The sequence below is a fragment of the Paenibacillus lupini genome, from assembly GCF_011761355.1.
GTDB lineage: Bacteria > Bacillota > Bacilli > Paenibacillales > Paenibacillaceae > Pristimantibacillus > Pristimantibacillus lupini.
Genome location: NZ_JAASRW010000001.1, coordinates 616,678 through 630,587 on the forward strand (window position 1 = coordinate 616,678; position 13,910 = coordinate 630,587).

Annotated in this window: 17 protein-coding genes; 16 read left to right on the forward strand and 1 reads right to left on the reverse strand. The window is 44.6% G+C overall.

Annotated elements, in window-relative coordinates:
* Positions 1-43 precede the first annotated feature (43 nt).
* The 10 genes from FHS17_RS03035 to FHS17_RS03080 all read left to right on the forward strand — a co-directional run bounded on the left by FHS17_RS03035 (position 44) and on the right by FHS17_RS03080 (position 6,735).
* Positions 44-982 carry an aldo/keto reductase family protein gene (locus tag FHS17_RS03035; protein WP_167274243.1) on the forward strand — a complete coding sequence of 313 codons (939 nt, stop codon included), beginning with the start codon at positions 44-46 and terminating at the stop codon, positions 980-982.
* Positions 983-1,013: 31 nt separating this feature from the next.
* Positions 1,014-1,862 carry an NAD-dependent epimerase/dehydratase family protein gene (locus FHS17_RS03040; RefSeq protein ID WP_167274246.1) on the forward strand — a complete coding sequence of 283 codons (849 nt, stop codon included), beginning with the start codon at positions 1,014-1,016 and terminating at the stop codon, positions 1,860-1,862.
* Positions 1,863-2,041: 179 nt separating this feature from the next.
* Positions 2,042-2,623, forward strand: coding sequence for an RNA polymerase sigma factor (locus tag FHS17_RS03045; protein WP_167274249.1), 582 nt, complete (start codon positions 2,042-2,044; stop codon positions 2,621-2,623).
* A complete protein-coding gene (locus FHS17_RS03050; RefSeq protein WP_167274252.1) occupies positions 2,592-3,584 on the forward strand; it encodes a hypothetical protein in 993 nt (330 codons plus the stop codon). The genes FHS17_RS03045 and FHS17_RS03050 overlap by 32 nt, the downstream gene beginning before the upstream one ends.
* A gap of 133 nt (positions 3,585-3,717) precedes the next feature.
* Complete coding sequence (locus tag FHS17_RS03055) at positions 3,718-4,620, forward strand: EamA family transporter (protein WP_167274256.1); 903 nt, start codon at positions 3,718-3,720, stop codon at positions 4,618-4,620.
* A 24-nt stretch (positions 4,621-4,644) separates the two neighbouring features.
* Entirely contained in the window at positions 4,645-4,842 is a 198-nt protein-coding gene (locus FHS17_RS03060) for a helix-hairpin-helix domain-containing protein (RefSeq protein WP_167274260.1), read from the forward strand.
* 139 nt (positions 4,843-4,981) lie between these two features.
* Positions 4,982-5,149 carry a hypothetical protein gene (locus FHS17_RS03065; RefSeq protein ID WP_167274264.1) on the forward strand — a complete coding sequence of 56 codons (168 nt, stop codon included), beginning with the start codon at positions 4,982-4,984 and terminating at the stop codon, positions 5,147-5,149.
* Between the two features lie 90 nt (positions 5,150-5,239).
* The gene (locus FHS17_RS03070) at positions 5,240-6,034 is read left to right on the forward strand and encodes a hypothetical protein (RefSeq protein ID WP_167274268.1); all 795 of its coding nucleotides are present in this window, start codon (positions 5,240-5,242) and stop codon (positions 6,032-6,034) included.
* A gap of 15 nt (positions 6,035-6,049) precedes the next feature.
* Complete coding sequence (locus FHS17_RS03075) at positions 6,050-6,211, forward strand: hypothetical protein (RefSeq protein ID WP_167274271.1); 162 nt, start codon at positions 6,050-6,052, stop codon at positions 6,209-6,211.
* A 74-nt stretch (positions 6,212-6,285) separates the two neighbouring features.
* Positions 6,286-6,735 (forward strand): VanZ family protein, encoded by a 450-nt coding sequence (locus tag FHS17_RS03080; protein WP_167274274.1) that lies wholly within the window; start codon positions 6,286-6,288, stop codon positions 6,733-6,735.
* A gap of 47 nt (positions 6,736-6,782) precedes the next feature.
* Here FHS17_RS03080 and FHS17_RS03085 read toward each other — a convergent pair whose 3' ends face one another.
* The gene (locus FHS17_RS03085) at positions 6,783-7,364 is read right to left on the reverse strand and encodes a TetR family transcriptional regulator (protein ID WP_167274278.1); all 582 of its coding nucleotides are present in this window, start codon (positions 7,362-7,364) and stop codon (positions 6,783-6,785) included.
* Positions 7,365-7,614: 250 nt separating this feature from the next.
* Here FHS17_RS03085 and FHS17_RS03090 point away from each other — a divergent pair, with 250 nt between their 5' ends.
* The 6 genes from FHS17_RS03090 (at position 7,615) to FHS17_RS03115 (ending at position 13,612) form a co-directional block, all read left to right on the forward strand.
* Positions 7,615-9,090: an MDR family MFS transporter gene (locus FHS17_RS03090; RefSeq protein WP_167274281.1), complete on the forward strand. Its 1,476-nt coding sequence runs from the start codon at positions 7,615-7,617 to the stop codon at positions 9,088-9,090.
* A gap of 158 nt (positions 9,091-9,248) precedes the next feature.
* A complete protein-coding gene (locus FHS17_RS03095) occupies positions 9,249-9,524 on the forward strand; it encodes a chorismate mutase (protein WP_167274285.1) in 276 nt (91 codons plus the stop codon).
* A 117-nt stretch (positions 9,525-9,641) separates the two neighbouring features.
* Positions 9,642-9,908: a hypothetical protein gene (locus FHS17_RS03100; RefSeq protein WP_167274289.1), complete on the forward strand. Its 267-nt coding sequence runs from the start codon at positions 9,642-9,644 to the stop codon at positions 9,906-9,908.
* Positions 9,889-10,983 carry a GerAB/ArcD/ProY family transporter gene (locus FHS17_RS03105; RefSeq protein ID WP_167274293.1) on the forward strand — a complete coding sequence of 365 codons (1,095 nt, stop codon included), beginning with the start codon at positions 9,889-9,891 and terminating at the stop codon, positions 10,981-10,983. Before FHS17_RS03100 ends, FHS17_RS03105 begins: the two co-directional genes overlap by 20 nt.
* Positions 10,980-12,389 carry a spore germination protein gene (locus tag FHS17_RS03110; protein ID WP_167274296.1) on the forward strand — a complete coding sequence of 470 codons (1,410 nt, stop codon included), beginning with the start codon at positions 10,980-10,982 and terminating at the stop codon, positions 12,387-12,389. Before FHS17_RS03105 ends, FHS17_RS03110 begins: the two co-directional genes overlap by 4 nt.
* Positions 12,386-13,612, forward strand: a complete 1,227-nt coding sequence (locus FHS17_RS03115; RefSeq protein WP_167274299.1) for a Ger(x)C family spore germination protein — start codon at positions 12,386-12,388, stop codon at positions 13,610-13,612. Before FHS17_RS03110 ends, FHS17_RS03115 begins: the two co-directional genes overlap by 4 nt.
* Positions 13,613-13,910: the final 298 nt, after the last annotated feature.

Consider the following 13,910-nt stretch of genomic DNA (forward strand, 5'->3'; position numbering starts at 1 on the left):
GAGGTTGGCTTCATAACTTACAGTTGAATGGAGGAACAATACAATGAAATATCGGAAACTTGGCGGTACAGGTCTGAAAGTGAGTGAAATCAGCTTAGGCAGCTGGCTTACATATGGTGGTTATGTGGAACGTGAGAATGCGGTTAACGCGATTCGCACAGCTTATGATCTTGGAATTAACTTTTTTGATACAGCAAATGTGTACGAGCGTGGCGGTGCAGAGGTATTAGTCGGTGAAGCGCTCAAAGCTTATCCTCGTGAATCGTATGTGCTTGCAACAAAAGTATTCTGGCCGATGGGTGAAGGTCCAAATGACCGCGGCTTGTCCCGTAAGCATGTGATCGAGCAGGCGAATGCAAGCCTTAAGCGTCTTGGTCATGATTATATCGATATTTTCTACTGTCATCGTCATGATCCAGAGACACCGCTGCATGAAACGCTGCGCGCATTGGACGATCTCGTTCGTTCAGGCAAAGTGCTGTATGTGGGTGTAAGTGAATGGCAGGCTTCGCAAATCGCGGAAGCACTTGGTGTGGCAGATCGTTATCTACTTGACCGTATTGTTGTTAACCAACCGATCTATAATATGTTTGAGCGTTATATTGAGAAGGAGATCATCCCGCTCAGCGAGCGTTCCGGTATCGGTCAAGTCGTATTCTCACCACTTGCACAAGGTCTCTTGACAGGTAAATATACCTCTACAACAGACTTCCCGGCTGACAGCCGTGCTTCCAAAATCGATTGGATGGGCAAGGGCATCACAGAGGAGAAAATCAACAAAGTACGCCAGCTTGAAGCGATTGCATCTGAGCTTGAGATCAGTGTCGGCAACTTGGCGCTTGCTTGGATTCTCCGCCAACCGAACGTTGCGAGCGCACTTGTTGGCGCAAGTCGTCCGGAGCAAGTGACCGAGAATGCGAAAGCGTCCGGCATTATGCTTAGTGAAGACGTACTTACCCAAATCGAAACAATTCTGAAATAAATCAGGAATTGATCTGAAGGAGCTAGAAGGAATGGCTAAAGTTGTAGTAACCGGTGGCAGCGGGATGCTTGGGCGCTGGATCGTCAAGCATTTTGTTGAACAGGGATATGAAGTATTAAACGTAGATACCCGACATCCGGAAGAAGCGATCTGCAATACGCTCATTGTTAATCTCGAGGACTTGGGTCAGACCTACGGTGCACTTGCAGGGGCCGATGCGGTGGTGCATATGGCTGCGATTCCAAGAGCAGGAATGGTACCGCCAGAGGTTACTTTCCGCAACAATGTCATGGCGACTTATAATGTGCTTGAGGCAGCGGCTGGTCTGGGTATTCAAAAGGTCGTTATCGCTTCCAGCGAATCTTCCTACGGGATCTGCTTCGCAGAGCATCCGTTTGGCCCGCAATATGTACCGATGGATGAAGCTCATCCACAGCTGCCACAGGATAGCTACGGCTTATCCAAAATCGTTAATGAAGCAACGGCTGACATGTTCCACCGCCGTACTGGCATGCAGGTCGTATCGCTGAGGCTCGGCAATGTCATTCCACCGGAATGGTATGAGCGCTTCCCTTCGTTTATTCATAAACCAGAGGAGCGGGAGCGCATCTTGTGGAGCTATATCGATACACGTGATGTTGCTGAAGCCTGTGAGCTTGCCATCAAAGCTGAAGGGCTTGGCTCAGTAGCTATCAACCTTGCTAACGATGAATCGAGTATGGATATGACGAGCCGTGAGCTGATGGCAGCTCGTTACCCGGAAGTGACCGATTTCCGCGCACCACTGGAAGGGTACGAATCACTTCTTAATAGTGATAAAGCAAAGAAACTGCTGGGCTGGCAGCCGAAGTATTTCTGGCGTGAGCAGCTTGGTAAATAGGTAGTGAAATGTTCGTTCAAAAGGGCCCTTATCGCATTGCGATAAGGGCCCTTTTGAATTTTGCACATATCGAAATCTCTAAATATGGTAAAATTTATGAGTTATATTTAAAGGGGATGTCACATTACGGACTTTGCCGTTGTTATACAGGTAATTAAAGAGAGAAGAAAGGAGAGTTTATGGAATCTATTCAACGGGAGTTTGCCGAGAGAATCGAAGAATGGGTTGAGGAAGTGCAGAAAGGGGAGTCGGAGCAATATCGGGCGATTGTGCTGCATTTTCAGAGGAGAATACATCTGTATTGTTTCCATATGCTGGGGAATCCGTCAGAAGCAGAGGATGCGGTACAAGAGGTTTTTCTAAAAGCCTACACCTCTATAGCCACTTATAAACCAATCATATCGTTTTCTGCCTGGCTATATCGGATCGCTCATAATCATTGCCTGAATCTGATTAAGCAACGTAAGAAGCGGCTGCAGCTGTATAACATTATTGTGCGCCTGCAGGTTCATGAGCCTGCCAGTCATGCGGCTAATCTAGTTGAGGAATTACTGGAGAGTCTGTCCGTCCATGATCGTCAATTAGTGATTTTGAAAGTCATTGAGGAACGAAGCTTTGCGGAAATCTCGGAAATTACAGGGGATAAAGAGGCGACATTGCGCAAACAATTCGAGCGCCTGCGTAAGAAAATCGTACGATCCTCAGATTGGAATAGGAAGGAGCTGCTAGATGAAAACCAAGCGATTTGTACGGAGAGCTGATTCTTTCGAACAAATTCACGCCGCTGTCTGTCACCCTGTGGAGATTGATTTCTCTGAGCGAATCATGCAGAAAATTACTGCTCATCATGTATCTGAGCCTGCTGCGCTGTCCACACATCGAAAGTATAAGCCTAATCGAGTAACTTTATTAGTTGCTATTATCGCAATAAGCTTCGTTGTATTAAGTGGTTTCATGTATGCAGCGGTATCATCAGGGTGGGTCACTCTTAAAGATAAGAACGGTAAGGTTACGCTGACGGTGGAATCGAACTTGCAGGGTCCAGTAGATGAGGAATCTGTAACTCAAATGAAGCTTTCGGAGGGAATTATAAATTTACTCAAACCGGGAGAATCTGCAGTCATTGCATTCGGGGAAGATGCAGGGACAGTTGAGCGCACAGGGCTGCCCATATATACTTCATCGACGTCAAAGCCATTTATCTACAACTCAGTGAGAGAGATCTCATCTGCTTTTATGAAAGAAGTAAATAACATCGCGCCGCCAATCCAATCCATTGGGAAAGCTGTTTTAACAAATATAAAATTACAAACGCTATACGATTCCTATTTACCAAACAAAGAGGAATGGATCTACGATAAGGATGAAGCAACCGGATATCCTTACGCTTATCAAAAGATTCATACACCTGTCCATATATCTGGAGTAGTCTATGAGTATTCAGATACGAAGGCAACCTATCAAACATGGATTGACAACAACAATATGAATTTAGGATCGATACTTGTTGACAATCCGTCATCCTCCAATATTATTCGTATAGAAGGGCAAGAGATATACAGGAACTTAAGGAAGGATTCGAAAATAAAGCAATACTTTTGGTCAGCACAGAGAAATGCAGAAAGTGACCGCTATAATTACATGGTAAACAGCAGCGATGCATCAGATAAGGAACTAAGATCATTCACAAAGGCTTTTATTAAAGCATACCAGTTGAAATAAAGAGAATCTGGCTGTACCGTATTTGATCGGTGCAGCCAGTTTTTTTGTATAGACGCAATTCCCAGTGGAGGAGTATACTTTATTAGCTTACATAATTGAACAAACTTATGGACATAAGAAGGTGCAGCTGCTTGTGAGTTATGTGTATTTATTCCTGGCAACATTAGCATGGAGCTTTGTTGGGGTCTTGGTTAAGACAGCATCAACGATGGTAGACAGTTCGATCATCACGTTATGCCGGTTTTTCTTTGGCGTTGTGGTGCTGGCAATCTATCTGCTTATGAAGGATGGCCGGATTCAATTCCGTGCCCGTATGAAATGGCTATGGTTTGGTGCGGCCGGCAAATCAGCCAATTATGTATTCGAGAATATCGCCCTCATGATTGGGTATTCCTACGGCAATATTCTTGTACAACCGGTGCAGACCGTCGTGCTGCTGATTTCTGGCAGCATTATCTTCAAAGAAAAAGTGACAAAGGCTGGATGGCTGTCGGCTGCTCTATGCGTTATCGGTGTTATTGTTGTTGGATGGAACGGCGTTCCGCTGGATGAACTGCTCGGCAGTAGTGGATTAACAACGTTACTCTTCACCTTGGCAGGGATCGGGGCGGCTATTCACGTTTTAAGTCAACGAATGCTGGTGAAGACGATGGACAATGGTAACATGAACTTCTCGGTCTTCTTATTGGCGACCTTGATGGTATCTATACCTGTGCCATTTCAGATTCATGGATTTACGGGACCAATAACATTTGGAGCATGGGGGGCGCTAATCCTCTTGGGGATTATTACAGGACTTAGCTTCTTCTGGTTCGCGGAAGCGATGAGGCGAGTACCGTTTGCGGTCGTGGCCATTGTGGGCAACAGCTCGGTATTATTCTCCATCCTATGGGCGTATATTTTCTTCCGTGATCCGATTACAAGCTATATCATTGTTGGTACACTAATCTTCGTAGCAGGCTTCCTGCTTCTTAACTTCTCGGGTCCCAGGAAGAAACCGGTGAAGCAAGAAAGCAGTGCTGAAGCAGCGTTATAACCTGTTGAATGGAGCGAAATAACCATGGAACAAACAAGCAACCTTCCAAGCAAACTAAGCAAGCCTGCTATGCGGGCATTTACTGGAGCGGGCTACGTAAAGATTGAGCAGTTTGCTGAACTGACCGAAAAAGAAGTGCTGGAGCTGCATGGCGTAGGGCCAACAGCCATTGTTCTGCTTCGCCAAGCATTGGCAGACAAGGGCTTATCTTTTCGCAAATAAATAGAAGTGCTAGGGCAGTGATGATGGTATCGCTGCTCTTTTTTTATGAGGAAATATATAAGCAACTGTTTCATAATTTGGATTCCTTCGTTATATATTTGTAAGCATGTGACCATGATGGGTAATGGAGGGATCCTAGATGTTCGGTAGCAGTAAAAAATCGGCAAAGCTCCAGCTCCGCATTGCATCGCAGAAAACGATCCGTACAATATGCGGCCGGGAACTGGTCGAAGCAGAGATTAAGACAAATAAACCGATTCCACCTGCCTCACATGGTACGGTTCGATTACTCGGCAAACAACAATAATACATCTTTAGCCCCTATTAAAAGGGGCTTTTTGTTGTTGGTAGAAAATCTTTCCATCTAGTATACTGAATGAGGATGGGAGGGGAAACCTTGAAAAAATTCGTACAAGCCGTCTTCCGAACAGTCCCGGGGCAGATCATCTTTTGGGTCATCGTTAGTATTATGCTTCCCGCCATTCTCGAAGAGCTCTTTGCTCTTAATGACATGTTATCAATCCCGCTTAAACATCTAGCCGAATGGAAGGCAGATAGCACCCTTGAGGGCCGTCTGAAATTTATTCTATTATTTATTGTATACGCTTCACCAATTGCAGTAATTGCTGGATTTCTTGCTTCCAGACGTAAATCTGGAGAGACTGCAGTGCCGCCATATCGATCACGTAATAATTACGAGAGACTGATCGCTGATGTGAAGGAAACCGTGAACAGCCGAGAAGCGACTAATCAACTGAAGGCTGAGAAAATCAACCTCTTGTTTGATGCCCTGATTGAGGATGTCTGTCATCTCTTCCAGGTGCAACGGTCAGGAGTGCGAGCGGTGCTCGTCATTAATAATCGGGGCAGACATAAGCTGACAAGCTGGCGGTGGGGACGAGCCTGTACGCCGGATCAAGATCGGATGGACTATAAGGCGATTGACAAATTTCTTGAAACTGAGCTTACCTATCCAACATGGGAGCAGGTGAAAAGCCATTTTGACCATACCGATTCCGACACGCTTCTGTTTATTCGTAATAGTGGGAAGCTTGGGCTTGGCTGCCTGATCGCCATTGAGAATTCGATCGATCTTGAGAAGCATATGCAGGAATGGGAGCATATCGTAAGTCCCTTTACGATGCTGGGACATATGGACAAGCTTGTAAGATTTGTCGTAAACTATACATAGAGGAGGCGATTCCAGATGACCTTATTCGATCGACTATTCGGAAGTAAATCGAAGAAAACACCGGTAAAAATCGTTCGAAAAGTGAAGCACTCGGATAAGCCGGCCTTAACAAATGCCAAGCATGGAACGGTCATATTGCGCGGTAAGATTGAAGATGATTATAACTTGGCGAAATAACGATAAGCCCCTTTGCCGCAGTACAGGCGGAGAGGGGCTATTTTTCTGCGAAGATTGCAGGAGGAGGTCACTCTATGAACGCAAATGCTAGGCATTTTCCAAAGCCTGTCTATTTCATTATTCTGGTACTCTTCACCATTTACTGCCTCATCATGATCAAGCTGCTGTTTATCCGAGGTAATAACTTATGGCCGACTTATAATTACAACATCATCCCATTCCATACGATCAAATCGCTGGTCTACCACCGGGAATATTATAATACCGATACTTGGGTGAAAAATTTATTCGGAAATATCGTCATGTTCATCCCGCTAGGTGTCTTCATTCCTGCGCTCAATCGCAAGCTGCTTAGGCCAGGTGTGTTTCTATTCGTAATTGTCCTTATTCTGTTTCTTGTTGAATCGACTCAATTAATTACAAGAGTAGGGAGCTTCGATATAGACGATATTATCTTAAATACGCTGGGAGCAATGATAGGTCTGGCATTTCTGAAAAGCATCACACCTCGAGTACCGCGATAAAAAAAACCGCGCCATTGGCACGGTTTTTTTGTTTGTCTACAATAGTTTTATTTCTTCAAAATCCCTTCAAAGAACACTTGGAAGGAGATCAGTAATTGGTCGCCAAAGCTTTCCTCCGACATCCCCATAACCCAAGTAAGCATGACGCCCATATAGATCTGCATCGTAATATGAGCCATCGTTAGAGCAGGAATAGTTGTCGTGAACTCACCCGTCTGCTGGCCTTTCTCAAAGATGGGAACTAGACTATCGATGATAAAGCAGAACCCTTCCTTGCTTTCTTCAATGTTCTGATTGTTGGCCAGCATACCTTGGATCGACAAAAGAAGCATACTGTGATTCACAGCCATCGAGTCACCTAAAGTCTTGACTAAAGCAAGAAAGCGGGGAGCGTATGGGCCAGGTTTATCCTTCAGATTTATTAATTCATCAATAGCGACTAATTTGTCCAGCTTGCCACGGACTTCCTCTTTAGTTTTGAAATAGTTAAAGAAGGTGCCTTTAGCAACGCCGGCAGCTTCTGTGATTTGAGCAACTGTGGTGGCCTCAAAGCCATGTTCAGCAAATAAGCACATCGCCGCTTCAAGTATGCGATTTTTTGTCTCGAGTTTTTTCTCTTCTCGGTTCACAGCCATCATCCTCCATTATTGCCTACAGTATAGCATATCCATTATGGATTTGGGTCCAAACATTTAATGACCGTCAGTATAAGTTTTGATGAATATACTCATTTTTGGTTTAGAATTTATGAATGAAAGGGGTTAAATTCCTTATATATTAACATAAAAACAAAAATGACCGTCGGTACAAAAATAAGTTGACCGTTGGTCATTTTATCGCTATAATCCGAAGTACATGAAACAGGAATGGAGGATTTACATGTCTCAATCTGCTCAACATGCTGTACCGGACGCGAGCACGTTCACCATTAGGTCGATCATCGCGCCGCTGATCGCAGTCATAATCGGATTATTTATGGTTATTCTGGATGGGACCGCGATGAACGTTGCCTTAAGCGGCTTTATGAAGGAATTTGGCAAGGATTTGTCTGTTGTCCAATGGACGACTACGGGGTACGCATTAGCTCAAGCCGCTGTGATCCCGCTGGCCGGCTGGTTATCGGATCGATTCGGAGCAAAACGAATTTTTCTAGTATCCATCGGGATGTTTACGGCAGGCTCAGTGTTATGTGCATTTGCCGGTAATATCGAGATGCTCATTTTATTCCGCGTCATTCAAGGGATTGGCGGGGGAATGGTTATGCCGATTGCCTTCGCGATTATTTACAGACTAAGTCCGCCCGAAAAGGTTGGATCGGTCATGGGTATGCTGGGGATTCCGGTTCTGATTGCTCCGGCATTAGGCCCGGTTGTTGCGGGAGCGTTAATTGATTATGCTTCTTGGCAGTGGATCTTCCTGATCAATATCCCGTTTGGGATCATCGGCATTCTGGCTGGTCTGCGTACGCTGCCGAACTTTGAACGTCAGTCGGTTGGATCGCTTGATATTCCTGGGATCATTTTTGGTCCACTTGCCTTTGCAGCTCTATCATATGGGGTAAGCGAAGGAGGCACGAGTTGGACTTCCGCTCAGACTTTAACAGGATTAATTGTTGGGGCTGTCACACTTCTGATTTTTATTTTCGTAGAACTTCGTAGTAAACAGCCGTTATTGGAGCTTCGCGTGTTCAAATCTAGAGATTTCAGTAAAGGCATCATCGTGCAGTGGATTACACAAATTGCTCTTATGGGAACTTTTTTCTTAATACCAATGCTGTTGATTCAAGTGCAAGGTCATTCAGCAACCGAATCCGGGCTTATTATGCTGCCACAGGCAATCGCATCAGCGATCTTCATGCCAATCGGAGGGCAATTATTCGATCGGATTGGTGCGAGACCGCTGCTGGTAACTGGACTTAGCATTGTTGGAATTGCAGCCTATTTCTTAACGAATATATCCGCTGATTCCGGGTTGTCGTTAATCCTAATTACATCCGGCATGTTTGGCGTAGGTATGGGGCTTTCCATGATGCCAATGAATACGTATTTAATACAGGCATCGCCGCCAAGTCTTGTTGGACGCGTAACTGCTCTTACCTCTGCTACCCAACAGGTTATGACTTCCTTTGCAATCGCGGGTCTGAGCACGTATTTGACAACCAAAATTAAGGATCATGTGGAACCTGGTCAAACGCCTGCTCCGAATGCTTTCTATGATTCGTATGGGGAGACCTTCCTCGTTATTGTTGGTGTTGCTATTATAGGTGCCATTCTAGGATTATTGCTGCGGAAACCGATCAGATCGCCGGAGGATGAGGGTAAAATTGTAGAAGCACCAATTATGATGGGGCATTAATCATTAATCCGAACGAAATAACCATTTATTTCTGAAATGTTCAGGAATAGATGGTTTTTTTCGTTTACAGACGATCTATTCTTGTGTTATCTTCTATATATAATGTTTGCTTTACCGCTATAAAGCGTCTACGCGACATCAGACTACGGAGGGTGCACATGACAGCATTAGATGAACTGCGATCGGCCATTGATAAGACGGATCAACAGATTGTTGCTTTATTAGCTCAGAGGTTTATCTATACAGAGGCAGTCGGCGAGTACAAAGCGGAGCATCAGCTTACTGCGCAGGATCCTAATCGTGAAACTTTGCAATTCAGGAAGATAGCAGAGATCTCTGAACAGTACGGTTTAAAGCCTGATTATGCCCTGGATATTTATCGGAAAATTATGGATATCGTGATTTCGAGACATCAAGAGCTGCACTACAAATAATGCTGTCTAAAGCACCATGATTGTAACTTCGGTTACGATCGTGGTGTTTTTTTTGTACATATTTCCATCCATATTGGAGCAAAATGACAGTAACTTAAACGATAGGGAGGGTGTCATATGATCATCCTCGGGATATTGGTTATGATGGTGCTTGGCATATTGCTGATGGCCATGCTGGATGTACTGGTCTTTCAACAGCCCTTTTTTACTGTACTCGTGCAATTGCTTCCGGTATATCCAGATACGTCAACGATCTATATGATTATAGGCGCATTTGTAATTGCAGCATGGGTCAACTTCAAAATGACCGACCGCCTAAAAAAGAAATATGGCAGCAAATCAAAGAATCAAGGTGGGGAGAAGCGTGACACTAAGCAAAGTTAACACGGTCGATACCTTTACGTTGCAGCTTGTTTTTTTGCTGAGCACTTCGATTATTTTTGGGACGCCAAGCGTTGTTCCAGATTCGTGGCTCGTTGGTATTGTCGCCTTTTTTCCAGCTTGTTTGTTGATTGTTATTTATAGCACCATGTTAGCGTTACAAGAAGACAGAGGACTTTATCCCATGCTTGAGAAAGCTTGGGGCAAGGTGATAGGTAAGGGCTTTGTGCTGATTTATTCGACTTATTTCTTATATATTGCAGCTCGTAATATTAGGGATATGATCGAGCTGATTATGAGTACGCTGCTTCGAATGACGCCGGTTCCCCTCTTAACCACTATGTTCGTGCTGTTAATTGCTTACACCGTGTTAGGGGGGCTGCATGCGATTGCCCGCTTTGCTTCCTTAATCTTATGGCTCATTCTGTTTATGCTGCTCACACTCGCTATATTGCTGATGTTCAGCAGCTCAATCATTCTGGAGCAAATGTTGCCGTTCTTATCAAAGGGAATGTGGCCGGTTGTTAAATCGGCATTCAGCTTTTCAATCTGGTTCCCCTATGGAGAGATAATAGTCTTCCTTGTTTTTCAACCGCAGCTAGGCGGGGCAAAAGGGTTCCGGAAAATTACTCTATATGCCTTCTTGAGCACATGTATCATCCTATCTCTAACGGATCTTATCCAGATTTGGACCTTGGGACTTGAGGATAAAAAATACTCGGTGTTTGCGTTGCTCGATGCAGCGAGATTAATTAATATTGCAAACATCATTACCCGGATGGATGCGATAATCGCTTTGATTATTATTTTTGGCACTTTGTTGAAATGTACCGTCTTCCTCCTTGCCTGCACAGAAGGGGTAGCACGTGTCTTCAATAGAGAGGCGAAGGATTTCGCTTTTCCACTTGCCGTTGTGGCAGGAGCATTCTCCATTCTCGTTACGCGTAACAGCGCTGAGCATGTCACAGAAGGCTTGAAATACGTTATTTATACGCTGCATATTCCACTTCAGCTGTTGGTGCCGCTCTTGACGCTGCTGCTGATTCGAATCCGTTACCGGAAAGGAGCGACTACATGAATACGGACAATCTCACAACTGCAGGAGAGGAGCTTAGCAGCTTAGAGAAGGTGAAACAAGGCTTAAAAGATATTTTTGGTCAAACGACGGATCTTGCTGTAGTGTCTGTTCATGTTGGGCAGTATGAGGGATTGCTATGCTATCTGACTACCATGACAAGTACGGATTTCATTACGGGCAAGATCGTGAAGGAGCTTTCCTTGTCTGAGGACAAGGAGCAGCTTAGCAAAGAGGAGACCTTCCGGGAACTAGAAGACTGTCATTTTTCCGGTCTTAAGCATGAAACCTTGCAGAACATGGAAGACAGTTCTAATAAAATGGTTCTTGGGTATGCGGCTATATTTGTAGATGGATTGCCTCTTGTTCTCGCTGTAGACGTTAGGTCGCTGAGTTCCCGTTCGGTCGAAGAGCCAACATCGCAAAATGTAGTCCGAGGCCCCAAAGAGGGGTTTACGGAATCGGCGGATACGAATATGAGCTTGATTCGAAGACGATTCAACAATGTAAAGCTGCGATTTGAAAAATTTGAACTCGGCTATATGACGCATACAGCAGTCTATATTGCTTATCTGGATGGCGAGGTCGAAGAACATATCTTGGAGCAGGTGCGTGAGCGGCTGAACAGCGCGTATATAGACAGCTTGTTTGATTCCGGACGTATTGAAGATTTACTTCATTCAAAAGGGAAAAGCATGCAATTGTTTCCCACTATCTGTAATAGTGAACGCCCTGATGCTGTCTGCAGCTACATGATTAACAAAAGAATAGCTGTCATTGTAGATGGAAGTCCATTTGTGTTAATTGTTCCATCGATCTTTACAGATTTCTTCAAATCTCCGGAAGACGAATATCAATGGTTTGTTATTGGCTCATTTGCCCGTTATCTGCGCTACTTTGCTTTTATATTGTCTTTAATCGTACCCGGGCTCTATATCGCTGTGACTAGTTATCATCAGGAGTTGATTCCAAGTATTCTGCTTACCAGTATAGCGGCACAGCGAGAAGGCATACCGTTTCCTGCTGGTATCGAAATTCTATTGATGGAGATAACTTTTGAAATATTGCGTGAAGCAGGTACACGGATGCCTCGGATTGTTGGTCAGACGATTTCCATTGTAGGAGCCTTGGTGCTTGGGGAAGCTGCCGTCCAAGCAGGAATTGTCTCCAACATTAACGTAATCGTCGTTTCGCTGACGGCTATCTCAGGCTTTGTTGCGCCGATCTACACTTTTGGTGCGAAAGTGAGGTTTTTCCGATTCGGAATGATTATTCTTAGTTCCTTGATTGGGCTGTATGGGCTTGTATTAGGCTGCTGCTTGCTAATGGTACAGTTAACAAGAATTGAATCCTTTGGTGTCCCCTATTTGTCCTTGTTTTCCAAATGGGATAAACGGAGGGTCACATGAACTCGCTGCGCAGCCTGTACATTCTCATGTTATGCCTCTCTTTGATGTTTATGGGCACGGGGTGTTGGGATCAGGTTGAGCTTAACCGTGCTTCTCTAATAACAGGGATGGCTTTGGAACCCGGGCAAAATATGAAATACCGAGTGACCTTCGAAACCGTTAACGCTTTGGAGACTGATCCAAACAAAGGGGGGAAGGGAGGCACGCCTACAGCCCTTTATACCAAGGAAGGTAATTCTATAGCCGAAGCAACCTCCAGATTAAATGAAAGTCTGGAACGCATGCCGCTGCTTGCTCATATTCGTGTCATTATCATTGACGAGAAGCTTGCAAGAGAGGGAATCAATCAATTTATGGACGTGCTTCAACGTAACCGATATGTGCGTGAGGATGTTCTTGTACTGGTAGCCAAGGGGTATCCTGCTTCAGATTTCTTGAAGACGGTGTATGCGAGAGGGCAATATGCAAGTTATAAAATTCAAACCCAAGTTGAGACTTATCGTCAAGTATTTGGTGGAATTCCCCGCAGTCATCTCTATGATATCGCACAGGCTCTTCTGACCGAAGGCCGGGTGTTAATGCTTGGGGCGATTACAATATCCGGTGATGTAGAGAAAAGCGAAAGTCTGGATGCGATAAAAACCGTATATCCTGCTGCAGTTGTCAGAACCGCTGGAGCAGCGGTATTTCGAGGGGATAAGCTGATTGGTTACCTCTCTAATGAACAGACACGCATGGTTATGCTGGCCAGCGATTATGTCAGTAATACTTTATTTTCCTTGCCTGGTCCAGGTGGTAAACCAACAAGTCCTGGTGCCATTGGCGTACAGTTCTACCATATGCATAGCCATATGCATGTCAGCATGGATGGCGACAAGCCGATATTCAAGCTTCATGTTGAAGGAGACGGCAAAATTACGAGTATCGACCGCAACATCAAGCTGACTAAAATACAAGGCTTTAATACGGTTGAACAGCTGACTTCCGATTATGTGAATGAAAAGATGCAGGAGACGTTCACTTATGTCCAGAAGGAGTTTGGTGTTGATGTGTTTGGGTTTGGTGAGCATTATTATCGCTATCACTTCCGTAAGTACAAGCCTCTTGCAAAGGAATGGAACACGTTGTTTTCCAGGGCTGACTTGGATGTGAAGAGTGACTTTACGTTAAGGCGTCCTGATCTCAAGACTCAGAAGATTGAAAAAGAAGGGATTGGGCCATGATTGGAAAAGTCTTTGAGCGGTTAAATAGCAAACTACGCATTCGAATGTTCTTCCGATCGCCATTACTCGTGGATTCCTTTATTAGAATGAAATACGGTTGGAATCCACGAGTAAAAGCGAACGCTGACGCTTCTCCAGAATCATTCGAATTGCTCCGTTTGCGATTAACCGTCATTCAATTCCTTTGTCATCAATCTCGGCTAAAGAAACAGAGAGGTGAAATGATAAAATGGCCTTGCTAATTAATCGTAGCAAGGCTATTTTATATAAATTTATTTAATCGCAGTATTCTTTTCAT